The sequence below is a fragment of the Exiguobacterium sp. s5 genome (assembly GCF_018618075.1).
GTDB lineage: Bacteria > Bacillota > Bacilli > Exiguobacteriales > Exiguobacteriaceae > Exiguobacterium > Exiguobacterium mexicanum_A.
The window spans coordinates 91,376-115,114 of record NZ_JACSLK010000003.1 but is presented as its reverse complement, the minus strand read 5'-3'; the positions used below and the strand labels follow the sequence as shown (position 1 = coordinate 115,114).

Below are 23,739 nucleotides of genomic sequence, written 5' to 3'. Positions count from 1 at the left end.
ATGACAGAGTTGATTTTTTGTTAAAAAAGGGGTAAGATTTGGACTTGATACCGGACTGTTATCGTACGTGAAATGGATAACAAGCCAATTGAACTTATAAAAAAATAGGGGGAGCGAGTTCGTTTGATCTCGTCGCCCGTTGAACAGAGGAGGAGGCCGTCAGATGAAGTCATCTCAGAGCTTTTCGAAGCTTACTATGCGACTGAATGATACGGTCCGCGCTTCGTTTCAAGAATATCGGTTATTTTGGATTTTCACGCTATTACTTTGGACGAAGACGTACGTAGTTTACCAATTTTTCTTCAACATCCCGATTGAAAACACCGCCCAGGCATTCATCTTGCTGATCAGCCCGATCAGCTCCACACTATTCTTATTCGCCTTCAGTTTCTTCTTTAAAGGAAATAAGCAGAAGTGGGTATTGTATATGCTCTATGCCGCGGCGTCATTCATCTTGTTCGCTGACGCCGTCTATTACCGCGAGTTCACCGACTACTTGACGATGCCGGTCATCTTGCAACCTTCGAACATGGAGACGTTGTCGACCTCGTTCACCTCATTGTTGGAATGGAAGGACTTGATCATCCTCGGGGATGTGCTCGCCTTGCCGTTCATTTTACGGCGCATCAATGCGAAGGCGACGGCGGCCTCTCATCGGAGAGCGCTCGTGACGTTCGCAACAGCGGTCGTCGTTTTCTTGTTCAACTTATCGCTCGCCGAAACGGAACGCCCTGAACTATTGACACGTTCGTTCGACCGGGAGCTGTTGGTCAAAAATATTGGGACGTTCAACTTCCACGTCTATGACGCGATGCTTCAAACGAAGACATCGGCCCAGAAAGCGATGGCCGATGGATCGGAACTGGCGAAAGTTGAGCAATATACCCGTCAACATTACGCGGCACCGAACCCGGACTACTTCGGGAAATATAAAGGCAAAAATGTGATCGTCGTCTCGTTCGAGTCGGCCCAAAACTTCACGCACAACATGAAGGCCTCGAACGGCGAATACATCACGCCGAACTTGAACAAATTGATTGAAGAGTCACACTACTGGCCGAACTATTACCATACGGTCGGACAAGGGAAGACGTCAGATGCCGAGTTCGCACTCGATAACTCGCTCTACGGCCTCCCGCGCGGTGCCGTCTACTTCACGAACGCCGACAACGAGTATCAGGCGCTTCCTGAATTGATCAAGGAAGACAACTACTACTCGGCCGTGTTCCACGCCAACAACAAGTCGTTCTGGAACCGGGACTTGATGTATAAAAATATCGGCGTCGATCAATTCTTCGACGAAAAGAGTTATGACCTCGGGAACCCCGAGGATATGACGGAGTGGGGACTTCTCGACGACAGTTTCTTCGAACAGTCGATCCCGATGCTCGAAGAGTTGCCGGAGCCGTTCTACGCGAAGTTCATCACGCTCACGAACCACTTCCCGTACACGATGCCGAGCGAAGACTATGAGCTCGTCCCGAAATTCGAGACGAACTCGACGACGCTCAACAACTTCCCGCAGGCGCTCGCGTATCAGGATTACGCGCTCGGGTTGTTCATCGACGAGTTGAAGGCGAACGGTATGTGGGATGACACGATCTTCGTCGTCTACGGTGACCATTACGGCATCTCGACGAACCATAACGACGCGATGGCCGACCTGCTCGGGAAAGACGAGTTGACGCCATACGACGTCGCCAAGCTCCAAGCGGTCCCGTTCGCGGTCCACTTACCGGGACAAGCCAAGGGCGAAGTACATGACACGATCGGCAGTCATGTCGACATGAAACCGACGATCCTTCACTTGCTCGGAATCGATACGTCGGACACGGTCGGATTCGGTAGCGACTTGTTATCGGAAGACCGGACGAGCCGCGCCATCTTCCGTGACGGCACCGTTATCACTGAGGAGTATGTCTGGACGCAATCGACATGCTATGACGCCTCGAGTGGTGAAGTCGTTGAGGACGTTTCACTTTGTGGACCGGATAGTGAAGAAGCAGAGAAGATTCTCCAAATGAATGATGACTTGATTTATTCGGATCTGCTTCGTTTTAAAGAACAGACCGAACAGTAAGCAACAGCGCCATCCCGGCTTAGCCGGGACGGCGCTGTTTGTTATACAAAAAAAGACGACCGAGGTCGTCTTCATGCTCATTAGCCTGGGATTCCACCGTAAATCAATGTCGCGACGCCGAAGAATCCAAATACGAGTACAGTGACCGCGGCGAAAGCCAGTGGAAAGAATTGGCGTTTCTTAAACGAACGGGCCATTCCCCAGATTGCAACGAGTGCAACGATGAGCGAGATCCATCCAAATGGTTCATACAAATGCATGACGAGTTCCCCCTTTATTATACGTCATGAAATTCATAAAAATTTCACTGAAATATCATTATTATTTTATCCGATAATGTACACGCTGTCGAGCAAAGAAAGCCTCCGCTACAATTTTGCCACAATATCGATTAGAATGGGATGTGGAGGTGTTCTGAATGAATATTGTAAAAATCACATCGGGCTTGGCCCAAGAGAACGGATACGTGCTCGAGAAAGACGGGACGGTCCTCATTGTCGACCCAGGTACGGACGATCCGAAATTCTTTGAGGCGGTCGAACGCTTCGGTGGCTTGAACGCCATCTTGTTGACACACGCCCATTTTGATCATATCGGTGGCATCGATGCCCTGCGTGATCGTTACGCCGTACCGGTGTACGTCCATGAAGCGGAACGGACGTGGTTGATGGACGACGAGAAGAACGGGGCGGCGAAGTTCCATCTGCCGAGCGCATCGATGCGTCCGGCCGAACGGGTCTATCAAGGTAAAACGCTCGAAATCGGTGCCTTCACGATTGAGTTGCATCACACGCCTGGTCATTCGCCGGGCAGCGTCACGCTCCACATCCCGACTGAACGCATCGCCTTCTGTGGGGATTTGATTTTCAAACAGTCGGTCGGACGGACCGATTTATACGGTGGCGACCAGGCCACTTTGCTCGGATCGATCGATCGGATGCGACAGCTGTTACCAGGCGAGACCGTGCTCTATTCTGGACATGGGCCGAAGACGACGCTCGAGGCCGAAATTCGGACGAATCCATTTTTCGAGCGATGAATCAAAAAAAGATTGTCTCACGAGGAGACAATCTTTTTTTACATTTGGAAGTTACTCCAATACGTGAAGACGACGAAGAAGACAGTCAAATACGCGCCGAACACGTATACATACGTTTTTTCAGTGAGTTTCAAGTAGCCTAGTGCGACGAAGAAAATAGTTTGAGCTAAAAAGACAAGACCCATTACGACGAAGTCACCACTATGTTCGCTACTGCTTTGATCTCCACCGAGTGCGCCTACGAAAGCAAGCGCCGCGATCAACCCAGTCCAAAAGCCTAGGACACGGAACATTCTCGCCATGTTAATCCCCCCATACGTGCATTATTCCATTCTCATTCACTATTTTACCAACACATTCAGAAAAATGCTATGGAAACGTGTGAATTGAGCAAAATAATCGTGAAAAATATGTGAAATAATTAGGTTGTACAAACTTGTACAAAAAAATAAAAAAACTTGTACAAACTATGTACAAAACGGGTATAAGGTTGTATAATCGACTTACACACATCGAACGAATTGGTTCTCAACTTCAAAGGAGGTATTAAAATGGCAAATGAATTGATGTTCTATACGTATCCGAGCTGTACCTCATGCCGTAAGACGAAAGCGTTTTTACAAGAGCAACACCTCGAGGTGAGCGAGCGCCATATCTTCCGGAACGCCCCGACGGTAGATGAGTTGATGACGCTGTTAGCACTCAGTGAAAACGGTGTCGACTCGCTTCTCGCGACGAGAAGTCAGGCGTTCAAACAACTCGACATCGACGTCGAAGATTTGAAGCTAAGTGAACTGCTCAAATTGATGAGCGACAACCCGAAACTATTGAAACGTCCAATCTTGACGGATGGCAACGAAGTCATTGTCGGCTATGACAAAGCGACAATCGAGGCGTATGCCCGCCGTTTCGAATCAACAACTGCAAACGTATCCTGACACAAGTCCACTTTCCAAGGAGTGGGCTTTTTTTTATGCTCTTATTGAGGTGGTGGAGATGAAACGAGTGATCGAGCGTGTCGTGGGAGCGGCGCGAAATTTGAATGCGAGCGATGTCCATTTTATGCCATACGGAGACGAGGTGATGATTCAAGTTCGCCACGGGACGCTCTTGCATCGACTGGAGTCGATGACACGGTTTGACTACGAACGGTTGACGTTACATATGAAATATTGGTGCTCGCTAACGGAAACGGATCATCGCGTGCCTCAGTCTGGTATGTACGTCGGGACGGAGGACGCGATCCGGGTCACGTTTTTACCTTCATTCGACCATACGCTTATGTCGTGGCGACTTCCGAACGCCTCGTTTCAGTTGTCCGAGTTGCTAGATGATGAGGATGTGAACCGCTTTTTGAAGTTGGCTATGCTCCGGCAAGGATTGTTATTGATTGGCGGCGCGACGGGGGCAGGTAAGACGACGGTCCTCTACGCATTTTTGCAAAGTTTGGGCGGCCGCCGAATCGTGACGATCGAGAACCCTCCGGAGAAGCAGGTGCCGGGAGTGATTCAACTCGAGGTCAACCCGAAAGCGGGACTTGACCATCGCAGTCTATTGAAAGAGACACTTCGGGCCGACCCGGACGTCATCGTCATCGGAGAGATCCGGACGAGCGAGGAGTTGCGGGTGGCACACGACGCGGCGCTCAGTGGCCATTTGACGATCGCGACGTTCCATACGGCGAGTGTCGAGGACGGCGAACATCGGCTCGAACAGCTCGTCGGCAAGATGGAGGTCGCCCGTCATTGGTGCATCTTGCACCGCGAAGAGGAGGTGAGCTGTTCATGGTCCGAGACCAGATGAGTAAAGACTTGTTCACGATCCGTCGCTTTCTCAGGCTGCAGGCCCGGGGTGTTGGATTGAAAAAGACGTTCGAAACACTTGAGCTTCATGAACGAGGGAGAGCAAAACAAGTGATTCGGGACATGCGGCTTCAACTCGAGCAAGGTCGGCCGCTCGCCGAGGTGTTCTCGGGACTCGTCACCGACCCAAGAATGCGCGAGATGCTCGTCACGGCGGAGCGGGGCCATCACTTTTTAGAAGGACTCGAGCAAGTGCTCGTCTTGTCGACGATGCGCCGGAACCTGCAGCAAGAGCTCAAGCAGCTAGCGCGGTATCCGCTCGTGATTTTGACGATGCTGCTCGGACTCGGGGCGATTTATGCGCTCTATATTTTCCCGAAATTGCTGTCGATGGTGGACGTCGCGGCGCTAGATGGGGTAAACGCAATTCTGTTGTCCCGTTGGTTTTTCCCGGGTCTATTCATCGGCTTGCTCGTGACCGGGGCGGCCCTCTACTGGAACGGGAGACGCGGTCGGCTCGTGCCGTTACGTGTCGTCGAACGGGGCAGGCGTCTGTACGTCACGTATTTGTTCGTCAGTGAGCTCTCGCTCTTAAGTGAAGGGCAAGGTTCGGTCCGTCATATCATCGAGCGTTTGTCTCGGGGCGACGGGGAAGTCGCGGCCATCGCGAGACGGATCCATGAGCGCATGTCGGACGGTCTTGAACTCGAAGAGGCGGCCCGGCAAGAACGGTTGCTCGAGCATGAGGTCGTCAGTCTCTTCGGCGTCGGTACGGTGAGTGGTGAGCTGGGGTCAATCATGACGTTGCATCGTGATCTCGTGTTTGAAGAGATGGAATTGTATTGGAAACAACTGATCACCAAGGCCGAGCCGGTATTATACGGATTTTTGACGATGATGGTGACAATGATTTTTTACACGATTTATTTGCCGGTCAAATTGATCATGGCCCAACTATAACAAGGAGGAACAACAACATGACACGATTCAAATCAGAACAAGGGTTCACGCTCGTTGAAATGGCTGCCGTCTTACTCATCATCTCGGTTTTACTGTTACTGCTCGTTCCCTCGATGTCAGACGGGAAATCCCGGGCAGACAGTGTCAGTTGTGAAGGGAGTGTGCGCATTGTCGAGTCGGAAATCAACTTGTATTATGCGGAACACAAATCCTATCCGGAGACGTTGGCGGTCATCGAACGGGCCTCGACGGAGAGTCCGCTCGAGTATAGTTGTCAATCGATGGTCTACACGTATGCCCCGACGACCGGTACGTTGACAAAACAATGAGGCAAGAAGGATATACGTTCGTCGAGATGGCATCCGTCCTCGTCATCTTGTCGCTCCTGCTGTTAATGACGACCCCGGTCGTCCGTTCGATGGATCGATTGGCCTTGTTTGATTTCACCGAGGCACTTGTGAGCGATATCAACGAGGTTGGCCAATATCCATACGTTGCCGCCGATGAATCATGTGTGCCGCGTCTACGGTGGTACATAAAAGAACGGCGCTATCAAATCGCCTGTGGGATGACGCCGATCGCATCGCGCGTTGTACCCGATGGGGTCGAGATGAGTCTCCCGGCCACAAGTGAGATCGTCTTCTCACGTACAGCGGCGACGTATGCAGGGCAGTGGAAGTTTTATACGGGACCGACGATGGTGACGTTAAAGTTTAGAATGGGGACGTATGAGCCGGAGGTGCTTCGCGTTGAAGGGCGATGAGCAAGGTATCACGTTTTGGGAAATCTGCCTTAGCCTGGCGCTCCTCCTGGCGTGGGTCGGGGTCGTGGCACCTTTTGTCGAGGGCGCGACGGAACGGGTCGACCGTCTCGAAACGACCGTTCGGCGTTATGAGCGGCTTCAAGGGGAGGTGTTGCACGATGCGGTCGAACCGAGCGGACGCACAGAAATCTGTGATGGTGACCTATGTCTGCCGACGCTTTGAGCGGGGGTTCACGTTACTTGAAGTGAGCTTCACGTTGCTCTTGATCCCGCTGTTCGTTGGACTCACGGTTCACTTGTTGGCACTCGGCCAGGCGTTTTATGAGCAACCACGTGAAATGGTGCCGACGACGCCCCAACTGATCGTGCGAAAACTTTTCGATAGCCGGGATTGCGTTGTCGAATCGGGACGTCTTGTCGGCACATACGTGCGCCCGGACGACACAACGTGGTCGTGGACGCTCAAACAGATCAATCGTAATTTGGTCATGGTCGGAGACGAGGGAGGGAATTTACTATTTTTAAGAGGAATCGAGACGTATCAGGTCGAACCGGTAGGAGAGGGTTTTCGCATCCGGTGGACCGACGCGACCGGCCCCCGCGAGAAGAGCGTGATGTGCATGCGCGCGGATACTTTGTGATGTCGACGTTAATCGTGTTGACGTGGTTACTCGGCGGAGCGATGTTTTGGTATACTGATATGGAACGAACGACCGACCGACTGGCGCTCGATATTTTGGCGATCCGCTTCGAATCACACGTCATGGTCGCCAAACGGTCCTGTGGTCCGTCCGCCGTCACGGTGACAAAACCGACCGGGACGATTAACTGTCGACCGCTCGGCAGCGGGACGGTCGAGGTCGAGATTCGCCTTGAGACCGGAGAACGACATAAAGAGGTGATTTATTTCGATGACTAAACCGTTTTACATCATCGGGTTTATGGGTACAGGTAAATCAAGCTTAAAACGATATCTTGAAAAATCGAATCACGTCGTTGATTTGGATGAGCTGTTCGAAATGGACGTCCAAATGGACATCCCCGCATATTTTGACCGTTACGGGGAGGAAGCGTTTCGCCTGCAAGAAAGTGAGATTTTGCGACAGGCGAGCGCTGCCTATATCGTGACAGGCGGCGGAATCGTCGAACGAGACGAAAATCTCGATTGGATGCGCGAAAACGGTGTCGTCATCGCACTTGATCTACCGTATGAGATGTGTTGGGACCGAATCAAAGACTCGGACCGGCCTCTCGTGCGCCACGGCAAGGCGGCCGTCGAAGCGTTGTACGAACGTCGGCGGCCGCTCTACGCGCGTGCCGATCACGTGCTTGACGCCTCGCTCAGCACAGAAGCAATCGCGCATACCTTATATCGGTTGAAGGAGGAAGATACATGATTTGGATCAATCTCGGCATCATTGTGCTCGCACTAGTCGGGCTCGGTTTGTATGGGTTCTTATTGTACCGTAACAAGATGAAGACGGACGTGCGGCGGGTCACCCGTTTGACGGAACGTTTCCAGATTCGTGCGAACGTCATCCAAGGTCTCGTCAATGAAATCAAGCAACACGTCGATACGGTCAACGCCTCTGTGAAGCAGATGAAGGCCTATTCCGTTAACGTGAAAGACGAGACGATGGAGCTTAAGCAAGCGACGATCGGACTGACGAAAGAAATTAAACGGACAGCTGGAATCGAACGCCCAGACGTTTCCACTGAGACCAAAATATGAAATAATGAGGATGAAAACGTTTTCGTTTTCCATCCTCTTTATTTTTGCCCATTTTAGCTAGGCATAGCCATGAAAAATTGATAAAGTGGAATAGAAAACGAAATATTTCACGCATTACATTATTTACGTTCGGGATTGGGGGATAATATGGAGAAAGTATCGTTAAAACGTACGCCTTTGTATGATTTGATTTCCGTAAAGGCGAAGATGGTGGATTTTGCGGGATTTGAGATGCCGATCATGTTCTCATCGATTAAAGAAGAACATCAGGCGGTGCGTAACGAGGTCGGCATGTTCGATGTGTCGCATATGGGGGAGATTCGGGTCGAAGGTCCGGATGCGCTCGAGAGCGTGCAACGTCTCGTCACGAATGACGTCTCGAAATTACAGATTGGTCAGGCCCAATACAACTTGTTCTGTTTGCCTGACGGCGGTGTCGTCGATGATTTGCTCGTCTATCGACTCGATGAAGATGCGTTTTGGCTCGTCGTCAACGCCTCGAACATCGAAAAAGACGTGGCCCACGTTCGTCAGTATGTGACTGGTGACGTCACGGTGACCGATGAGTCTGACGCCTATGGTCAAATCGCGATTCAAGGACCGATGGCCGAACATGTGCTGGCTCGCTTGACGGACTTGCCGCTAGCAGACATCAAATTTTTCCGGTTCATGACCGGCGACGTGGCCGGCGTGTCGACCATCGTCTCACGCAGTGGCTATACGGGAGAGGACGGATTTGAACTCTACGCCCGGGCCGAGGACGTGGCCGCAATCTGGTCGGCGTTAGAAGCAGAAAACGTCACTCCATGCGGGCTCGGGGCCCGCGATACGCTCCGTTTCGAGGCATGCTTGCCATTATACGGGCACGAGCTCGATGAGACGGTCACGCCGTTCGAGGCGAACTTGAACTTTGCCGTCAAACTCGATACCGATTTCGTCGGCAAGGATGCCCTCGTGAAGCAGAAAGAAGACATCCCGCGCCGCTTAATCGGCTTACGCTTGCTCGGGCGCGGCATCGCCCGTCAAGGGGCGACGGTCGAAGTTGACGGGGAGACGATCGGTGTCGTCACGACCGGCACGATGCCGCCGACGGTGAACGAATCGATCGCCTGGGCGCGTGTCGACCGCCGTTTCGCGGAGGCGACACACTTTATCGTTGAAGTTCGGGGGAAAAAAATAGAAGCCGAACGAGTGCCGACACCGTTCTATAAACGTAAATGATACAGGGGGATTCAGAATGAACAGAATGGAGTTTCGTTATTTACCGATGACAGAGCAAGATGAGCGTGACATGTTGCAGACGATCGGCGTCGAGTCGATTGAAAACCTACTCGAAGATATTCCAGCATCGCTCCGGGAGACGGCTTCTTTAGCGGCCATCGGTGCGCCGCTTCCGGAAGTTGACCTCGTTCGTCATATGACGAAGCTCGCCGAGAAGAACGTGCACACGAAATCGACTCCGAGTTTCCTCGGGGCCGGAATGTACGATCACCTCTCTCCGAGCGTCATGAACCACATGCTTCTCCGTTCCGAGTTCTATACAGCCTATACGCCGTATCAGCCGGAAATCTCGCAAGGTGAACTCCAAGCGATGTTCGAGTTCCAAACGATGATTTGCGAATTGACGGGCATGGACGTGGCCAACTCGTCGATGTACGACGGCATCACAGCCCTCGCTGAAGCAACGTATCTCGCGAGTGCCCATACGAAGAAAAAACGTGTCGTCGTCTCGGGAGCGGTCCATCCGGAAGCGAAGGACGTCATCCGGACGTATGCCGGTGGGCCAGGGCTCGCGGTCGAATATACGGACGTTAACGCCGGATTGACCGACGTGACAGACATCGATTTGACGGACGCCTCGTGTCTCGTCGTCCAATATCCGAACTTTTATGGACGCGTCGAGGACTTGTCAGCCCTCGCGAAAGCAGCGCACGACGCCGGCGCCTTGTTCGTCGTGTCGAGCAATCCGCTCGCGCTCGGGATTTTGGAGTCGCCGGGTGCGCTCGGGGCCGACATCACGGTCGGTGACGCCCAACCGTTCGGGATTCCGCAAAGCTTCGGCGGCCCGTCATGTGGATACTTCGCCGTCAAAAAAGCGCTCATGCGCAAACTTCCGGGTCGTCTCGTCGGACAGACGGTCGATGAGGATGGCAAGCGCGGCTTCGTCTTGACGCTTCAGGCCCGAGAGCAGCACATCCGTCGTGACAAGGCGACGTCGAACATTTGCTCGAACCAGGCGCTCAATGCGCTCGCAGCATCGATCACGATGTCCGCGCTCGGGAAGTACGGGATTCGTGACATGGCCGTCCGTAACATGCAAACGGCCCATTACATGAAAGAAGCACTCAAGACTGCTGGGTACACAGTAGTCGATGAAGGACCGATGTTCAACGAGTTCGTCGTCGACTTCGGAATCGATGCGGAGCAAGTATCGCGTCACCTGCTCGACAATGGTATCATCGGCGGTTTGCCGCTCGGGACGTATGAAACGGACCGTCAGACCCAGATGTTGCTCTGCGCGACGGAGCTGCGGACGAAAGAAGAAATCGATTTATTTGTTGAAGTGGTTGGGGGGATGAAGTGATGCAACACGAACAAACGCTTATCTTTGAGGTGTCACGTGAGGGGCGGACTGGCTACAATTTGCCGACGCCGACGGTACCGGAAGTCGATTTGGAGACGCTCTTGCCGGCTTCGATGGTTCGACAAGAGGCGGCCGAACTGCCAGAAGTGTCTGAACTCGATGTTGTACGCCATTACACGTCGCTCTCGACACGTAACCACGGAGTCGACTCCGGTTTCTATCCGCTCGGTTCGTGCACGATGAAATATAACCCGAAAGTGAATGAAGACATGGCCCGACTTCCTGGCTTCGCCCATATTCACCCGCTGCAGCCGGTCGAGTCGATTCAAGGGGCGCTCGAGCTCATGGTCGATCTGCAAGAACAACTTGCTGAGATCACCGGCATGGATGAAGTGACCCTACAACCGGCAGCAGGGGCCCATGGGGAATGGACCGGTCTCATGCTCATCAAGGCGTTCCACCATCACAACGGTGATATGGAACGGACGAAAGTACTCGTGCCTGATTCGGCACACGGAACGAACCCGGCCTCGGCCGTCGTCGCCGGTTTCGAGACGGTGACGGTCAAGTCGGATGAGCGCGGGCTCGTCGATTTGGAGGATTTGAAAGCGAAAGTCGGGACGGATACGGCAGCGCTCATGCTGACGAACCCGAACACGCTCGGTTTGTTCGAGGCTGATATTTTAGAGATCGCCAAAGTCGTGCACGAGGCCGGCGGCAAACTGTATTACGACGGTGCTAACTCGAACGCGATTCTAGGCATCGCCCGTCCTGGGGATATGGGCTTCGACGTCGTCCACTTGAACTTGCACAAAACGTTCACAGGGCCGCACGGCGGTGGCGGTCCGGGTTCTGGTCCGGTCGGAGTGAAACGCGATTTGATTCCGTACTTGCCGACGCCGATCGCGCGCCGCTCTGAGTCTGGCTTCACGCTCGATTATGATCGTCCGCAATCGATCGGTCGCATCAAACCGTTCTATGGCAACTTCGGGATCAACGTCCGGGCTTATAGCTACATCAAGACGATGGGTGCGGAAGGGTTGACGCGCGTCTCACGCGAAGCGGTATTGAACGCCAACTATATGTTCGCCCGCTTGAAAGATGCGTTCGATGTGCCGTATGACACGTTCTGCAAGCATGAGTTCGTCTTGTCTGGAAAACGTCAGAAAGCACTCGGCGTTCGGACGCTCGATATCGCCAAACGCTTGCTCGATTTCGGTTACCACCCACCGACGATTTACTTCCCGCTCAACGTCGAGGAGTGCATCATGGTCGAACCGACGGAGACGGAGTCGAAAGAGACGCTCGATGCCTTCTGCGATGCGATGCTCCAAATCGTCAAAGAGGCGGAAGAGAATCCGGAAATCGTTCAGACGGCCCCGCATACGACGGTCGTCAAACGCTTGGACGAGACGCTTGCGGCTCGGAAACCGGTGCTCAAATACGAACGACGCCAACCGTCGTCAATCAATTGAATCCGAACCCGCTCACTATTCGTGAGCGGGTTTTTTTCTGGAAATAAAAAAACGTCCCTCCTCGGAGTGAGGAGTGGACGTGGTGGGCAGGTCAGTCTTTCTTGACTTTCCCTTTCCAGTTTTTGAAACCGCCATCGAGCATGTAAATGTCGGTATAACCATTTTTCATAAGCAATTTGGCCGCCTGGTTCGAACGCGACTTGCCTTGGCAATACATGAGGATCGGCTGATCTTTGCGAAGTTCTTTCATGCGTAGTTTTAATTGGCCGACCGGGATGTTACGGGCGCCGACGATGTGGCCTCCCTTATACTCGTTCGGTTCACGGACGTCGATCAATTGTCCTTTACGGAGCGACGCACGAAACTCTTCTTGTTTCATTTTCTTCAAACCGCGTGCCGGCAAGAAACGCCAGACGATGTATGCGATGAGCGCAGCCCATAGGATGATGACGAGGATAGTTTCGATTCCCATTGATGTTCTCCCTTTCTCTATTAAGTTTCACCAACATCCATTATAAAGAATTTAAGGTCATGAGACAATGATTGACTGATGGATTTACCCGTTCTGCTTTCGGTTTCTAGGTGGTTGCGTTAAAATAGAGGTTGCAGAACGGAACATAAGGGGAGGCTACGCCCATGCCGACACCGAGTATGGAAGATTACTTAGAACGAATTTATTTGCTAATGGTCGAGAAAGGATACGCCCGCGTGTCCGATATCGCCGAACATTTAGGGGTGCATCCCTCCTCTGTCACGAAAATGGTGCAAAAGCTCGACCGGGAAGACTATTTGATTTATGAGAAATATAGAGGACTCATGTTGACGAAAAAAGGTCAAAAAATCGGGAAACGACTCGTCGAGCGTCATGCGATGCTCGAATCATTTTTACGTTTGATCGGTGTCGACGAGGCCCATGTCTACGAAGACGTCGAAGGGATCGAGCACCATTTGAGCTCGAACACGCTTGATTGCATGACCCAGTTCGTCGAATTTTTTGAAGATAAGCCCGAACTGATGGCCCAGTTTCGCGCGTTTCAAGAACTGAATACGAACGACGATGAGTGAGTCTAGATGACCGCGACCGATGAATCGATTCGGGAGCGGTCTTTTTTTATCAAAACGCCTCTAGAACCGAACAATGAAACGTTTTAATTGAATTTTAGTCTGTTTTTGGTTTGTTTTTGTGATAGAATGGGTGCTGGTAAGAATGATAAGGGGGTGACGGCGAACAATCGCCGACATGATGGATATTCAAATCAAAGGGAAACTGTTTGACGAAGCACAAATCAAACAGCGCGTGGCGGAACTCGCTGAACAAATCGAACGGGATGCGGCCGGGACACCAATCGTCCTTGTGGCCGTCTTGAAAGGGTCGCTCGTCTTTGCGGCTGATTTGATGAGACAGATGACGGGCAGTGTCCAACTTGATACGGTGGCGACGTCTTCTTATGGGAAGAAATCGACTTCGAGCGGGAACGTCCAACTCCGGAAAGATTTAGACCTCGATGTCGAAGGGAAGTACGTCGTCATCATCGAAGACATCATCGACACGGGACAGACGCTCAAATTCTTGTGTCAGCATATGACGTTACATCAACCGGGGCAATTGAAGATTTGTACACTTCTCGACAAGCCGGCCCGCCGACTCGTCACGCTCGACGCCGATTACGTCGGCTTCGAGATCCCGGATGAGTTCGTCATCGGGTACGGTATCGACTACGCCGAACAGTATCGCAATCTACCGTATATCGGTTTCGTTGAAACGGACTGACTTCCGAATCACGATAAAAAACGAACCAGGTCGCCCGTGGCGATCTGGTTCGTTTTCACATGTTCGCTTTCTTTTTCTTCTTGCCTTTCTTCCCCTCGATGACGGTGAGGTGAGGGGCGTCGCTACGATGCGTCGAACGAGCCGGGCGCTTCGAGAGTTTCGTCACGTTTGAACCAGGTTTCGCTTTCTTTTTCGTCGTCGCGGACGGTTTCACTTTAGGGTTCGCACCGGGACGTTGCATCCGTTTTTTGGAAGCCTGAGCGGTCTTCCGGTACCGCATATCCTCGGCTGAGATTTTAGGAGCCATGAACACACGGTAAATCACATAGAAGATTAACCCGAAAATACCGATGAAGAGCAACTGTCTGAACAAGCGACCGGGGTCGGTCGCGAGCATATGTCCGACTCCGATGAAGCCTAAGATGAACACGATCGTGGCAGCGGTCGTACCGATTCTTTGTCTGATCATGGTGCTTTCCTCCTCTTTATCCCTCTCTTTGCGCGGCCGGTTGACCTAGTTCTGAACGTTCCCATGTTTCGAAAGCCTCGATGGCGACGCGGATTTGCTCATCGTTTGGTTCACGCGTCGTCAACAGCTGTAGCGATAGTCCCGGCTTGCCGAGGACGGATAGGAAGCGATGTTCACGAAAACGGTTTGTGAATTGGAGCACCTCGAACGAGATGCCGATGACCACCGGTAATAAGGCGATGCGGCTGACGAGTCGGACCCAGAGCGGGTCGATCGGGACGACCATATAGACGCCGATGCCAACGAAAACGGTGAACAGGATGAAGCTTGACCCACAGCGATAGTGGAGGCGTGAGCTCGAGCGGACGTTGTCGACGGTGATCGGTCGTCCGGACTCATAACAGTTGATGACCTTGTGTTCAGCGCCGTGATATTGAAACACGCGTCGAATGAGCGGTGTCAAGGAAATCAAATAGAGGTAACTGAGCAGCAATACTAATTTTATTCCCCCTTCGAGGAGGTTTTGAATCACGTGACCGGACAATGCGGGCACGCTTTGGAACATGGCGGCGAGCAGGGCCGGTGTGACGTTAAAAATCAGCTTGCCGAACACGTACGAGATGATCCCGACGACCGCGATCATGATGACCATCAAGATGTTCTGTTTCTTCTCATCCGGTTTCGTCGCCTCGTCCTCGCTCGGGTCGACGTCATAGCGATCACTGGCGAAGTTCATGTGGGCGGAACCGTTTTTGAGCGATTCGTATAAGGCGACCACGCCGCGCAGGAACGGGACTTTCTTTAACGATTGGACCCAGGGGACGAGGATGCGAGGTTGCTCGAACGTCTCGATGGATCCGTCCTTCCGGCGGATTGCCGAGGCACTCTCGGCGCGTCCTTGAAACATGACGCCTTCCACAAGCGCTTGGCCTCCAACGGGGATCAGTGGTTTAGTTTTCATGACATTTCCTCGATTCCTACAGTTATATAGTTGAATTATACCGTGATTCACCTAAAAAACGAAACCACATGAACGTCAATTGTCGCTACAACCGTTAAATTTGTTACAATAGAGGCGACTTGACGAACAGGGGGGAAGACTTGTGCACATACTCGTCTTGAATGGGCCGAATTTGAATCTACTCGGGAGACGTGAACCGGACGTATATGGTGACGTCTCGTTGAAGGGACTGACAGCGGAGCTGTTGCTCGCCGCACCAGATGACGTCCAGTTGACGTTCGTCCAATCCAACCATGAAGGCGAACTGATCGACGCGCTACACGAAGCGTACGATTATGCGGGGGTCATCTTCAACGCCGGGGCGTATACACATACGTCAATCGCGCTCCGAGATGCCATCGCCGCCATCAAGGCCCCGGTCGTCGAAGTACATATCTCGAACGTGCATGCACGAGAGTCGTTTCGTCATGAATCCAAGCTCGCCGGCGTCTGTCTCGGCGTCATCAGCGGCTTCGGGTTGACGAGTTACACGCTCGCGTTGCAGGCGCTGATCGAACATTGGAGGAATCGACATGATTGAACGGGTCAACAAACTGCAAGCTCAGCTAGAAGCGAACGGAATTGACGGATTGCTCGTGACGAAACGGGAGAATATCCGCTACTTGTCGGGGTTCACCGGGTCGAGTGGCGTCCTTGTGATCACGCCAAAGTCGGCGAGCTTCATCACCGACTTCCGCTACACGGAACAGGCCGCGAGCCAAGTGAAAGGGTTCGACATCATTGAACACAAGACATCGCTCATCAAGTCGGTCGCAGAAGTCGTGGACCGGGAAGCGGTCGCACGCCTCGGTATCGAGCAAGATGACATGACGGTCGGGCAATTCCGGACGTATGAAAAAGACGTCAACGCCGAACTCGTCGAGACATCAGGCATCGTCGAAAAGCTACGCTTGATTAAGGATGAGTCAGAGATTAAGATAATGAAGGAAGCTGCGGCGATTGCGGATGCGGCGTTCACCCATATCCAGTCGTTTATCCGCCCGGGCCGGACAGAGAAAGAGGTCGCGAATGAACTCGAGATGTTCATGCGTGCTCAAGGAGCCGACTCGTCGTCGTTTGATATGATCGTTGCATCGGGCCATCGCTCGGCATTGCCGCACGGTGTGGCCAGTGATAAGGTCATCGAGGCAGGCGAACTCGTGACACTCGACTTCGGGGCTTACTATCAGGGGTACTGCTCGGACATCACGCGCACGCTCGCCGTCGGAGAGATCTCAGACGAGTTGCGCAACATCTATGATACGGTACTCCGCGCACAACTCGCGGGTGTCGAAGGCACGAAAGCCGGGATCACGGGAATCGAGGCGGACGCGTTGACGCGTGATGTGATCAAAAAAGCCGGTTATGGTGAGTACTTTGGGCATTCGACGGGACACGGTCTCGGCATGGAAGTCCATGAGGCGCCAGGGTTGTCATTCCGTTCGGAGACGGTGCTCGAACCGGGGATGGTCGTCACGGTCGAACCAGGCATCTACATCGCCGGAATCGGCGGATGTCGCATCGAGGACGATATCGTCATCACTGAGACTGGCAATTTCCGTCTCACGCAGTCGCCAAAAGAGTTAATTACGATTGAGGCTTGAGTCTCAGCTCATCTTAGGAGGAAATCAACATGGTATCAGTTAACGATTTAAAAACAGGCTTAACGGTCAAAACGTCGGACGGATCGATTTGGCAAGTCATCGAATTCCAACACGTCAAGCCGGGTAAAGGCGCGGCTTTCGTTCGTACGAAGATGCGTAACTTGCGCACGGGGGCGATTCAAGAGACGACGTTCCGTGGCGGCGAGCGCATCGAGCGTGCCCACATCGAACGTAAGCGTATGCAGTACCTCTACCCGATGGGCGACACGTACGTGTTCATGGACACAGAGTCGTATGAGCAGCTCGAACTCACGGGCGAGCAAGTGAAAGCGGCGCTCCCGTACATGCTTGAAAACATGGAAGTGAGCATCGCTGACTACGATGGCGAGATTCTCGGCATCGAGCTCCCGACGACGGTCGTCTTGACGATTGTCGAGGCCGATCCAGGCGTCAAAGGTGACACGGCATCGAACGTGAAGAAAAACGCGACGGTCGAAACGGGCCACATCATTCAAGTGCCGCTCTTCATCGAGCCAGGCGAAAAAGTAACGGTCGACACGCGCACAGGCGAGTTCACGGGCCGCTATAACGGGTAAGTCAAAGGGTGTCCATTCTTCGGAATGGGCCCTTTTTTTGTCGTTGCATTCACTGGTCTGACCAGTTATAGTAGAGTAGAGATTAGTACCAGGTATAAACAGGGGGTTATTTCATGCAAATCGAACATATTAAAGAGCTGATCACAATGCTCGATCAGACGTCCGTCCACGAGCTGGAGCTCGAGACGTCTGAATTTAAACTATCATTGAAAAAAGAAGCGGCCCCGCAACTCGCCGCCCATCATACACCAGTCGCCCAAGCGGCGCCGGTCGCTGCACCTACACCGGCCGCTCAGACGGAGCAAGCAGTCACACCGGAAGCGGCCCCGAGCAACCTACGGACGATCACGTCGCCGATGGTCGGGACGTTCTATTCGCGCCCGGCACCGGACAAGGATGCCTACGTCCAAGTCGGCGATCGCGTCGAAGCTGGACAAGTGGTCTGTATTTTAGAAGCGATGAAGCTGTTCAATGACGTCGAGGCGGAAATCAGCGGAGAAATCGTCGAGATGCTCGTCGCTGACGGCGATTTAGTCGAATACGGTCAAGCGCTCTTCAGCGTGAAGTGAGGTGTCTATGAAACTACTCATTGCAAACCGTGGAGAAATTGCGGTCCGGATCATCCGGGCCGCGAAAGAGTTGAACATTCCGACGGTCGCCGTCTTCTCCGAGGCCGACCGTGAAGCGTTGCACGTCCGTCTCGCCGACGAGGCGTACTGCATCGGACCGAACCCGTCCAAAGACTCATACTTGAATATCCCGAACATCCTATCGGTCGCTTGTGCGGTCGATGCGACGATGATTCATCCGGGGTACGGCTTTTTGGCCGAAAACGCCGAATTCGCCGAGATGAGCGAGGCGTGCGGCATCCAATTCGTCGGACCGAGCAGTTATGCGATTCGGAAGATGGGCATTAAAGACGAGGCGAAGCGAACGATGATCGAGTCGGGCGTTCCGGTCGTCCCGGGATCGAGCGGTGTCGTGACCGACGAGGAAGCGGTAGAACTCGCCCGTGAAATCGGTTATCCGGTCATCATCAAAGCGACGGCCGGAGGCGGTGGACGCGGAATCCGTGTCGCCTATGATGAGACAGAGCTTGTCAAAGGGCTCACGGATACTCGTAAAGAAGCGAAGCAGGCGTTCGGCAACGGCGACGTCTATCTCGAGAAGTACATCGAGTCGTTCCGCCACGTCGAGGTGCAAGTGCTCGCCGACCAGTACGGCAACGTCATCCATCTCGGAGAACGTGATTGCACGATTCAGCGCCGGATGCAGAAGCTGATCGAGGAGGCACCGTCGCCGGCGATCGATGAGGCGACGCGCCAAGCGATGGGAGATGCGGCCGTGAAAGCGGCCAAAGCGATTCGTTATTCTGGTGCCGGTACGATCGAGTTCATCTACGTCCCGGAGTCGAACGAGTTCTATTTCATGGAAATGAACACGCGAATCCAAGTCGAACATCCGGTCACCGAGATGATCACCGGCTTCGACCTCGTCCAAGCACAACTCGAGGTCGCGCTCGGTCATCCGCTCGCGATCAGTCAAGCCGACATCACGTTCAGCGGACACTCGATCGAGTGCCGCATCAACGCCGAGGACCCGTTTGCCGACTTCCGTCCGATGGCTGGGAAAATTGATCAGTACATCGTGCCGGGCGGTATGGGTGTCCGGGTCGACAGCGGCCTGTTCGCAGGCGCGGTCATCCCGCCGTTCTATGATTCGATGGTGGCGAAGTTGATCGTCCATGCCCCGACGCGGGAAGAGGCGATCGCGAAGATGCTTCGCGCGCTCGATGAGTTCACGGTATCGGGCATTCATACGACAATCCCATTCCATCAACAAGTCATGGCGCACGAACGTTTCCGAGCGGGCGCGTTCGACACGAAATTTGTCGAAAAAGAAATGACGCTCACAAAATGAACCATACCAGGAAGCCCGAACATTATTTGGGCTTCCTGGTTTTTTGTACTGAATTTATGGAGGCTTTATGCTAAACTATCACAATGAAAGCATGCAAAAGGAGAGTATCTGAATGAAACGTCATGAAGCACGAGAAAAAGCGATTCAAACGCTTTTTCAAATCGAAGTATCAAAACTTAAGGTGGACGAGGCCATCGAATTCGCCCTCGACGGTATGGATTCGGATCCATTCTACGAACAACTCGTCGTCGAGACGTTAGAAAAGAAAGACGAAATTGACGAACTGCTCGTCGAAAACTTGAAAAACTGGAGGCTCGATCGCCTCGGCAACGTCGAGCGGACGATTCTCCGCATGGCGACGTATGAGTTGCTCTATGTCGAGACGATTCCGGACAAAGTGACGATCAACGAGGCGGTCGAACTCGCCAAGTCGTTCGCCGACGAAGAAGCGGCCAAGCTCGTCAACGGCGTCCTCGGCAACATTATCAAAGCGTAAACGAAGAGAGAGAAACGCGTCATACAAATAGAGAAGACACCACACCAACTACAGAGAAACCTAAAACAACGGGGGATGAGAGAGATGGCAGTAGTGATCGACGGGAAACAAATCGCAGCATCATATCGGGAAACGTTGAAAGAACGGGTCAGTGCGCTTCGTGCGCGCGGCATCGTTCCGAAACTGAAAGTCATTTTAATCGGGGATGATCCGGCGAGCCACAGCTACGTCCGGGGTAAAGAACGGGCAGCAGCTGAGATCGGGATCGATTCACAAGTGATTCGTTTCGATGAGACGATCTCGGAACGTGAAGTGCTCGAACTGATTGATTCGATGAACGAGGACGACGAGCTCCATGGCATCCTCGTTCAATTGCCGCTACCGAAGCATATCGATGAGAACCGTGTCATCATGCGCATCTCGCCAGACAAGGATGTGGATGGGTTCCATCCGACCAACGTCGGGAAGATGATGCTCGGCCTCGAGACACTGTTGCCGTGCACGCCGCACGGAATTCTCCATCTCGTCAAGACACAGACTGACCTCGTCGGTAAACACGTCGTCGTCGTCGGTCGCAGCCAAATCGTCGGGAAACCTGTCGGGATGCTGTTCTTGAACGAGTCGGCCACGGTGACATACTGTCACTCGAAAACGGTCGACCTCGGTGCGATGACGCGTCAAGCCGACATTTTGATCGTCGCCGTCGGTCGGGCCGGTCTCGTCACGAACGAGATGGTCAAACCGGGAGCGATCGTCATCGATGTCGGTGTCAACCGCGTCGACAGCCGTCTCGTCGGAGATGTTGACTTTGATGGTGTCCGCGACGTCGCTGGTGCCATCACCCCGGTTCCGGGTGGTGTCGGTCCGATGACGATCACGATGCTCATGCACAATACGGTCGAGGTCGCCTCACGTGGCTAATCCGATTCAAGTCTCTGAAGTCGTCCGTTATGTGAAACGTCAACTCGACGGTGACCCGGTGTTGCAACAAGTCGCCGTCATCGGCGAAATCTCGAACTTTAAACGGTACGCCTCAGGGCACTGCTATTTCACACTGAAAGACGAATCGTCCCGCATGAAGGCGGTCATGTTCTCACGAGATGCCCGCACGCTCAACTTTGAACCTACGGACGGGATGAACGTGGTCGTCGTCGCTCGAGTGACGATGTATGAGTCGACCGGTGATGTTCAATTGTACGTCGAGCTCATGCGGCAAGACGGCATCGGCATCTTGTTCGAACGCTATGAGGCACGAAAACGTGAGCTCGAGGCGAAGGGCTGGTTCGCGGCGGAACGGAAACGTCCGCTACCGGCGTTCCCTGAGCGCATCGGGATTATCACGTCTCCGAAAGGCGCAGCCTTGCACGATATCGCGACGACGCTTAGACGGCGGGCACCGCACGTGGCCATCACGTTCGCTCCTGTCGCAGTCCAAGGTGAACAAGCCGCTCCGCAAGTGGCGAGTGCGATTCGGTGGATGAATGAACGCACCGACTGCGATGTATTGATCGTCGGACGCGGAGGTGGATCGATCGAGGAATTGTGGGCGTTCAACGAGGATGTCGTCGTCGAAGCAATCTACGATTCCGAGATTCCTGTCATTTCGGCCGTCGGTCACGAGACAGATTTTACGTTGGCTGATTTCGTCGCCGACGTACGGGCTGCCACTCCGACAGCGGCGGCGGAGCTCGCGACGGCAACGATCGAAGCGCAACGAAAAGATGTGGAGCGCTTAAGTCGCGCACTCACGCGGGTCGTGACGACGCAAATGGCCTCGCTTCGCGAACGTGTCGAGCGCATGAAAAACAGTTACGGCCTCAAGTCGCCCCGCTATACGATCAGTCAAAAGCGAGAGCGGTTCGCCCAGGCCGAGATTCGGCTCGAACAGAGTGCCACGAAACAAGTGACGCACGCGCGGCACCGTTTCGCAGCGTCGTCCCAACGCCTCGACGTCCGCAATCTGATGCAAGTGTTCCGAACGCAAGACGACCGTTTCCGGCAATATGAAGGACGGTTAGAACGCATTCGACCTCTCGAGAGACCGGCGGGTCAATTCGCACAGTTGGCAGGACGATTGCAATCTGTCAGCCCGCTCGCCGTGCTCGCGAGAGGATACACGTTCGTCGAACAGGACGGGACGTACGTGAAAGATGTCAAACAACTACATGACGGCCTGGTGACGATCCGATTTCGGGATGGCCATGCCGTCGCGGAAGTGAAGGAGAGACACGATGGCGAAGAAACAAGAAGAACTGACGTTTGAAGCGGCGCTCGCCCGGCTCGAGGAAATCGTGACACAACTCGAGACGGGAGAAGTCGCCCTTGAAGAAGCGATGACCCTTTACGAGGAAGGCGTACGATTGTCTGCCCTCTGTCAGACCAAATTGACGGCGGCAGAACAAAAAATGGATGAAATTCTTGAACTTGACGGGACGCTCCGTGAAAAAGGAGGGACCGTATGAGCGTGCAGGTCCATCTACAGGCATGGAAAGAAGAGGTCGAACAGGCGACGCGTCGCTTGCTCGATTCGTCTTTGATGCCGGAGCGCTTGTTTCAATCGATGACATACTCCCTCGAGGCGGGGGGGAAACGGATTCGTCCGGCCCTTCTTTATGCCGTCCTCGATACATATGGCCGTCCGCGGGCGCTCGGGCATGAAGCGGCCGTCGCCCTCGAGATGGTTCACACGTACTCGCTCATCCATGATGACCTTCCGGCGATGGATGACGATGACGTCCGTCGCGGGCGTCCGACGAACCATCGTCAGTTCGATGAGGCGACCGCGATTCTCGCAGGCGACGCCTTGCTGACGGATGCGTTTCATCTCATCGCACGGGCTGATTTGGAAGCGACGAAAGTCGTCGCCCTCATGACACGGTTCAGTGAAGCGGCAGGTAGCGCCGGCATGGTCGGCGGTCAGCTCGATGACATGCTCGCCGAAAAACGCGCCGGCGTGTCGCTGTCGACCTTGCAATCGATTCATGAGCGAAAGACGGGGGCACTGCTCGTATACGCCCTCGAAGCAGGCGCGATTTTGGCGGACGCCCCATTGGCGGACCGACAGGCGCTCGTTCGCTTCGGGAAACATCTCGGTGTCGCCTTCCAAATCCAAGACGATATTTTAGACGTCGAAGGAGACGAGGCGCTCATCGGGAAACGAGTCGGTTCGGACGAAGGAAACGATAAAGCGACGTATCCGAAACTGCTCGGTCTCGATGGAGCGAAAAAAGCGCTGGAACAAGAAGTCACGGAAAGTGAGGCCGCACTGGCCGAACTTTCGGTCGAGGCCCCGCTTTTACGGGAGCTTCTCGACTTCGTCGTACGACGCAATCATTAATCTCGGTGACACGATGAGCACATCGTGTCACCTTTGTTTTTGTGAATGTATAGCATCTATGGACACATTCTTGTAAAATGTAAGGTACGAATCAGTAATAAGACAGGAGAA

32 protein-coding genes are annotated in these 23,739 nt (G+C 53.5%); 27 read left to right on the top strand and 5 right to left on the bottom strand.

All coding sequences use genetic code 11. The features are described 5' to 3' along the window. The first annotated feature begins 163 nt into the window (after window positions 1-163). Window positions 164-2,080 carry an LTA synthase family protein gene (locus tag KNP60_RS07935; protein WP_214797256.1) on the top strand — a complete coding sequence of 639 codons (1,917 nt, stop codon included), beginning with the start codon at window positions 164-166 and terminating at the stop codon, window positions 2,078-2,080. Window positions 2,081-2,160: 80 nt separating this feature from the next. Here the strand turns inward: KNP60_RS07935 and KNP60_RS07930 are convergent, their stop codons facing one another. Next, window positions 2,161-2,340, bottom strand: a complete 180-nt coding sequence (locus KNP60_RS07930) for a DUF2759 domain-containing protein (protein WP_029595254.1) — start codon at window positions 2,338-2,340, stop codon at window positions 2,161-2,163. 158 nt (window positions 2,341-2,498) lie between these two features. Between KNP60_RS07930 and KNP60_RS07925 the strand changes: the two genes are divergently transcribed. Next, window positions 2,499-3,119 carry an MBL fold metallo-hydrolase gene (locus tag KNP60_RS07925; RefSeq protein ID WP_034778027.1) on the top strand — a complete coding sequence of 207 codons (621 nt, stop codon included), beginning with the start codon at window positions 2,499-2,501 and terminating at the stop codon, window positions 3,117-3,119. A 38-nt stretch (window positions 3,120-3,157) separates the two neighbouring features. Here KNP60_RS07925 and KNP60_RS07920 read toward each other — a convergent pair whose 3' ends face one another. Then, on the bottom strand, window positions 3,158-3,421 hold the full coding sequence (locus KNP60_RS07920) for a DUF2626 domain-containing protein (protein WP_021067727.1): 264 nt from the start codon (window positions 3,419-3,421) through the stop codon (window positions 3,158-3,160). A 249-nt stretch (window positions 3,422-3,670) separates the two neighbouring features. Here KNP60_RS07920 and KNP60_RS07915 point away from each other — a divergent pair, with 249 nt between their 5' ends. The 13 genes from KNP60_RS07915 to gcvPB all read left to right on the top strand — a co-directional run bounded on the left by KNP60_RS07915 (window position 3,671) and on the right by gcvPB (window position 12,435). Then, window positions 3,671-4,057 (top strand): Spx/MgsR family RNA polymerase-binding regulatory protein, encoded by a 387-nt coding sequence (locus KNP60_RS07915; RefSeq protein ID WP_052090134.1) that lies wholly within the window; start codon window positions 3,671-3,673, stop codon window positions 4,055-4,057. Window positions 4,058-4,115: 58 nt separating this feature from the next. Beyond that, window positions 4,116-4,922 carry an ATPase, T2SS/T4P/T4SS family gene (locus KNP60_RS07910; RefSeq protein ID WP_214706164.1) on the top strand — a complete coding sequence of 269 codons (807 nt, stop codon included), beginning with the start codon at window positions 4,116-4,118 and terminating at the stop codon, window positions 4,920-4,922. Beyond that, window positions 4,904-5,881, top strand: a complete 978-nt coding sequence (locus tag KNP60_RS07905) for a type II secretion system F family protein (RefSeq protein ID WP_214797255.1) — start codon at window positions 4,904-4,906, stop codon at window positions 5,879-5,881. Before KNP60_RS07910 ends, KNP60_RS07905 begins: the two co-directional genes overlap by 19 nt. Before the next feature lie 17 nt (window positions 5,882-5,898). Further along, window positions 5,899-6,210, top strand: a complete 312-nt coding sequence (locus KNP60_RS07900) for a prepilin-type N-terminal cleavage/methylation domain-containing protein (RefSeq protein ID WP_034778021.1) — start codon at window positions 5,899-5,901, stop codon at window positions 6,208-6,210. Continuing rightward, on the top strand, window positions 6,207-6,644 hold the full coding sequence (locus KNP60_RS07895) for a hypothetical protein (protein ID WP_034778019.1): 438 nt from the start codon (window positions 6,207-6,209) through the stop codon (window positions 6,642-6,644). Before KNP60_RS07900 ends, KNP60_RS07895 begins: the two co-directional genes overlap by 4 nt. Next, window positions 6,631-6,867 carry a hypothetical protein gene (locus tag KNP60_RS07890; protein WP_152567771.1) on the top strand — a complete coding sequence of 79 codons (237 nt, stop codon included), beginning with the start codon at window positions 6,631-6,633 and terminating at the stop codon, window positions 6,865-6,867. The genes KNP60_RS07895 and KNP60_RS07890 overlap by 14 nt, the downstream gene beginning before the upstream one ends. Beyond that, window positions 6,803-7,285, top strand: coding sequence for a prepilin-type N-terminal cleavage/methylation domain-containing protein (locus tag KNP60_RS07885; RefSeq protein ID WP_161787545.1), 483 nt, complete (start codon window positions 6,803-6,805; stop codon window positions 7,283-7,285). Before KNP60_RS07890 ends, KNP60_RS07885 begins: the two co-directional genes overlap by 65 nt. Beyond that, window positions 7,285-7,563 (top strand): hypothetical protein, encoded by a 279-nt coding sequence (locus KNP60_RS07880; RefSeq protein ID WP_034778012.1) that lies wholly within the window; start codon window positions 7,285-7,287, stop codon window positions 7,561-7,563. The genes KNP60_RS07885 and KNP60_RS07880 overlap by 1 nt, the downstream gene beginning before the upstream one ends. After that, window positions 7,556-8,041, top strand: a complete 486-nt coding sequence (locus KNP60_RS07875; RefSeq protein WP_034778010.1) for a shikimate kinase — start codon at window positions 7,556-7,558, stop codon at window positions 8,039-8,041. The genes KNP60_RS07880 and KNP60_RS07875 overlap by 8 nt, the downstream gene beginning before the upstream one ends. Next, entirely contained in the window at window positions 8,038-8,376 is a 339-nt protein-coding gene (locus KNP60_RS07870) for a hypothetical protein (protein WP_034778008.1), read from the top strand. Before KNP60_RS07875 ends, KNP60_RS07870 begins: the two co-directional genes overlap by 4 nt. A 147-nt stretch (window positions 8,377-8,523) precedes the next feature. After that, window positions 8,524-9,597, top strand: coding sequence for a glycine cleavage system aminomethyltransferase GcvT (gene gcvT / locus KNP60_RS07865; protein ID WP_214797254.1), 1,074 nt, complete (start codon window positions 8,524-8,526; stop codon window positions 9,595-9,597). A gap of 25 nt (window positions 9,598-9,622) precedes the next feature. Continuing rightward, complete coding sequence (gene gcvPA, locus KNP60_RS07860) at window positions 9,623-10,960, top strand: aminomethyl-transferring glycine dehydrogenase subunit GcvPA (protein WP_214797323.1); 1,338 nt, start codon at window positions 9,623-9,625, stop codon at window positions 10,958-10,960. Next, a complete protein-coding gene (gcvPB, locus tag KNP60_RS07855; RefSeq protein WP_214753118.1) occupies window positions 10,960-12,435 on the top strand; it encodes an aminomethyl-transferring glycine dehydrogenase subunit GcvPB in 1,476 nt (491 codons plus the stop codon). Before gcvPA ends, gcvPB begins: the two co-directional genes overlap by 1 nt. A 91-nt stretch (window positions 12,436-12,526) precedes the next feature. Here gcvPB and KNP60_RS07850 read toward each other — a convergent pair whose 3' ends face one another. Next, the gene (locus KNP60_RS07850; RefSeq protein ID WP_034778003.1) at window positions 12,527-12,907 is read right to left on the bottom strand and encodes a rhodanese-like domain-containing protein; all 381 of its coding nucleotides are present in this window, start codon (window positions 12,905-12,907) and stop codon (window positions 12,527-12,529) included. A 164-nt stretch (window positions 12,908-13,071) separates the two neighbouring features. Between KNP60_RS07850 and mntR the strand changes: the two genes are divergently transcribed. Both mntR and hpt read left to right on the top strand, forming a co-directional pair. Continuing rightward, entirely contained in the window at window positions 13,072-13,500 is a 429-nt protein-coding gene (gene mntR / locus KNP60_RS07845) for a transcriptional regulator MntR (RefSeq protein WP_034778001.1), read from the top strand. A 178-nt stretch (window positions 13,501-13,678) separates the two neighbouring features. Further along, window positions 13,679-14,206, top strand: coding sequence for a hypoxanthine phosphoribosyltransferase (hpt, locus tag KNP60_RS07840; protein WP_034777998.1), 528 nt, complete (start codon window positions 13,679-13,681; stop codon window positions 14,204-14,206). Between the two features lie 55 nt (window positions 14,207-14,261). Here hpt and KNP60_RS07835 read toward each other — a convergent pair whose 3' ends face one another. Then, window positions 14,262-14,675 (bottom strand): SA1362 family protein, encoded by a 414-nt coding sequence (locus tag KNP60_RS07835; protein ID WP_034777995.1) that lies wholly within the window; start codon window positions 14,673-14,675, stop codon window positions 14,262-14,264. A 16-nt stretch (window positions 14,676-14,691) separates the two neighbouring features. After that, on the bottom strand, window positions 14,692-15,636 hold the full coding sequence (locus tag KNP60_RS07830) for a DUF1385 domain-containing protein (protein WP_214711441.1): 945 nt from the start codon (window positions 15,634-15,636) through the stop codon (window positions 14,692-14,694). Window positions 15,637-15,778: 142 nt separating this feature from the next. Between KNP60_RS07830 and aroQ the strand changes: the two genes are divergently transcribed. From aroQ to KNP60_RS07780, 10 genes are all read left to right on the top strand, one after another. After that, window positions 15,779-16,216, top strand: coding sequence for a type II 3-dehydroquinate dehydratase (gene aroQ / locus KNP60_RS07825; protein WP_034777992.1), 438 nt, complete (start codon window positions 15,779-15,781; stop codon window positions 16,214-16,216). Further along, the gene (locus KNP60_RS07820) at window positions 16,212-17,279 is read left to right on the top strand and encodes a M24 family metallopeptidase (protein WP_353048644.1); all 1,068 of its coding nucleotides are present in this window, start codon (window positions 16,212-16,214) and stop codon (window positions 17,277-17,279) included. Before aroQ ends, KNP60_RS07820 begins: the two co-directional genes overlap by 5 nt. A 29-nt stretch (window positions 17,280-17,308) precedes the next feature. After that, window positions 17,309-17,875 carry an elongation factor P gene (gene efp, locus KNP60_RS07815; RefSeq protein ID WP_021067706.1) on the top strand — a complete coding sequence of 189 codons (567 nt, stop codon included), beginning with the start codon at window positions 17,309-17,311 and terminating at the stop codon, window positions 17,873-17,875. 113 nt (window positions 17,876-17,988) lie between these two features. Then, window positions 17,989-18,444, top strand: coding sequence for an acetyl-CoA carboxylase biotin carboxyl carrier protein (accB, locus tag KNP60_RS07810; RefSeq protein WP_214706139.1), 456 nt, complete (start codon window positions 17,989-17,991; stop codon window positions 18,442-18,444). Between the two features lie 7 nt (window positions 18,445-18,451). Continuing rightward, complete coding sequence (accC, locus tag KNP60_RS07805; RefSeq protein ID WP_034777987.1) at window positions 18,452-19,795, top strand: acetyl-CoA carboxylase biotin carboxylase subunit; 1,344 nt, start codon at window positions 18,452-18,454, stop codon at window positions 19,793-19,795. 112 nt (window positions 19,796-19,907) lie between these two features. Beyond that, on the top strand, window positions 19,908-20,291 hold the full coding sequence (gene nusB / locus KNP60_RS07800; RefSeq protein WP_138859270.1) for a transcription antitermination factor NusB: 384 nt from the start codon (window positions 19,908-19,910) through the stop codon (window positions 20,289-20,291). Between the two features lie 84 nt (window positions 20,292-20,375). Then, window positions 20,376-21,212 (top strand): bifunctional methylenetetrahydrofolate dehydrogenase/methenyltetrahydrofolate cyclohydrolase FolD, encoded by an 837-nt coding sequence (gene folD / locus KNP60_RS07795; RefSeq protein WP_138859271.1) that lies wholly within the window; start codon window positions 20,376-20,378, stop codon window positions 21,210-21,212. Further along, the gene (xseA, locus tag KNP60_RS07790; protein ID WP_214797252.1) at window positions 21,205-22,554 is read left to right on the top strand and encodes an exodeoxyribonuclease VII large subunit; all 1,350 of its coding nucleotides are present in this window, start codon (window positions 21,205-21,207) and stop codon (window positions 22,552-22,554) included. Before folD ends, xseA begins: the two co-directional genes overlap by 8 nt. After that, window positions 22,523-22,753, top strand: coding sequence for an exodeoxyribonuclease VII small subunit (gene xseB / locus KNP60_RS07785; protein WP_034777980.1), 231 nt, complete (start codon window positions 22,523-22,525; stop codon window positions 22,751-22,753). Before xseA ends, xseB begins: the two co-directional genes overlap by 32 nt. Continuing rightward, window positions 22,750-23,628: a polyprenyl synthetase family protein gene (locus KNP60_RS07780; protein WP_214797251.1), complete on the top strand. Its 879-nt coding sequence runs from the start codon at window positions 22,750-22,752 to the stop codon at window positions 23,626-23,628. The genes xseB and KNP60_RS07780 overlap by 4 nt, the downstream gene beginning before the upstream one ends. Window positions 23,629-23,739: the final 111 nt, after the last annotated feature.

Excerpts from the sequence above, each read along its gene's own strand:
- nusB (WP_138859270.1), top strand. The coding sequence starts at position 19,908 with ATGAAACGTCATGAAGCACGAGAAAAAGCGATTCAAACGCTTTTTCAA.
- KNP60_RS07935 (WP_214797256.1), top strand. The coding sequence starts at position 164 with ATGAAGTCATCTCAGAGCTTTTCGAAGCTTACTATGCGACTGAATGAT.
- gcvPB (WP_214753118.1), top strand. The coding sequence starts at position 10,960 with ATGCAACACGAACAAACGCTTATCTTTGAGGTGTCACGTGAGGGGCGG.
- accB (WP_214706139.1), top strand. The coding sequence starts at position 17,989 with ATGCAAATCGAACATATTAAAGAGCTGATCACAATGCTCGATCAGACG.
- hpt (WP_034777998.1), top strand. The coding sequence starts at position 13,679 with ATGGATATTCAAATCAAAGGGAAACTGTTTGACGAAGCACAAATCAAA.
- KNP60_RS07835 (WP_034777995.1), bottom strand. The coding sequence starts at position 14,675 with ATGATCAGACAAAGAATCGGTACGACCGCTGCCACGATCGTGTTCATC.
- KNP60_RS07780 (WP_214797251.1), top strand. The coding sequence starts at position 22,750 with ATGAGCGTGCAGGTCCATCTACAGGCATGGAAAGAAGAGGTCGAACAG.
- KNP60_RS07850 (WP_034778003.1), bottom strand. The coding sequence starts at position 12,907 with ATGGGAATCGAAACTATCCTCGTCATCATCCTATGGGCTGCGCTCATC.
- KNP60_RS07920 (WP_021067727.1), bottom strand. The coding sequence starts at position 3,421 with ATGGCGAGAATGTTCCGTGTCCTAGGCTTTTGGACTGGGTTGATCGCG.
- mntR (WP_034778001.1), top strand. The coding sequence starts at position 13,072 with ATGCCGACACCGAGTATGGAAGATTACTTAGAACGAATTTATTTGCTA.
- KNP60_RS07900 (WP_034778021.1), top strand. The coding sequence starts at position 5,899 with ATGACACGATTCAAATCAGAACAAGGGTTCACGCTCGTTGAAATGGCT.
- KNP60_RS07870 (WP_034778008.1), top strand. The coding sequence starts at position 8,038 with ATGATTTGGATCAATCTCGGCATCATTGTGCTCGCACTAGTCGGGCTC.
- folD (WP_138859271.1), top strand. The coding sequence starts at position 20,376 with ATGGCAGTAGTGATCGACGGGAAACAAATCGCAGCATCATATCGGGAA.
- KNP60_RS07925 (WP_034778027.1), top strand. The coding sequence starts at position 2,499 with ATGAATATTGTAAAAATCACATCGGGCTTGGCCCAAGAGAACGGATAC.
- KNP60_RS07875 (WP_034778010.1), top strand. The coding sequence starts at position 7,556 with ATGACTAAACCGTTTTACATCATCGGGTTTATGGGTACAGGTAAATCA.
- efp (WP_021067706.1), top strand. The coding sequence starts at position 17,309 with ATGGTATCAGTTAACGATTTAAAAACAGGCTTAACGGTCAAAACGTCG.
- accC (WP_034777987.1), top strand. The coding sequence starts at position 18,452 with ATGAAACTACTCATTGCAAACCGTGGAGAAATTGCGGTCCGGATCATC.
- KNP60_RS07885 (WP_161787545.1), top strand. The coding sequence starts at position 6,803 with ATGCGGTCGAACCGAGCGGACGCACAGAAATCTGTGATGGTGACCTAT.
- KNP60_RS07895 (WP_034778019.1), top strand. The coding sequence starts at position 6,207 with ATGAGGCAAGAAGGATATACGTTCGTCGAGATGGCATCCGTCCTCGTC.
- gcvPA (WP_214797323.1), top strand. The coding sequence starts at position 9,623 with ATGGAGTTTCGTTATTTACCGATGACAGAGCAAGATGAGCGTGACATG.
- KNP60_RS07915 (WP_052090134.1), top strand. The coding sequence starts at position 3,671 with ATGGCAAATGAATTGATGTTCTATACGTATCCGAGCTGTACCTCATGC.
- gcvT (WP_214797254.1), top strand. The coding sequence starts at position 8,524 with ATGGAGAAAGTATCGTTAAAACGTACGCCTTTGTATGATTTGATTTCC.
- xseB (WP_034777980.1), top strand. The coding sequence starts at position 22,523 with ATGGCGAAGAAACAAGAAGAACTGACGTTTGAAGCGGCGCTCGCCCGG.
- KNP60_RS07830 (WP_214711441.1), bottom strand. The coding sequence starts at position 15,636 with ATGAAAACTAAACCACTGATCCCCGTTGGAGGCCAAGCGCTTGTGGAA.
- KNP60_RS07910 (WP_214706164.1), top strand. The coding sequence starts at position 4,116 with ATGAAACGAGTGATCGAGCGTGTCGTGGGAGCGGCGCGAAATTTGAAT.
- KNP60_RS07930 (WP_029595254.1), bottom strand. The coding sequence starts at position 2,340 with ATGCATTTGTATGAACCATTTGGATGGATCTCGCTCATCGTTGCACTC.
- KNP60_RS07905 (WP_214797255.1), top strand. The coding sequence starts at position 4,904 with ATGGTCCGAGACCAGATGAGTAAAGACTTGTTCACGATCCGTCGCTTT.
- KNP60_RS07880 (WP_034778012.1), top strand. The coding sequence starts at position 7,285 with ATGTCGACGTTAATCGTGTTGACGTGGTTACTCGGCGGAGCGATGTTT.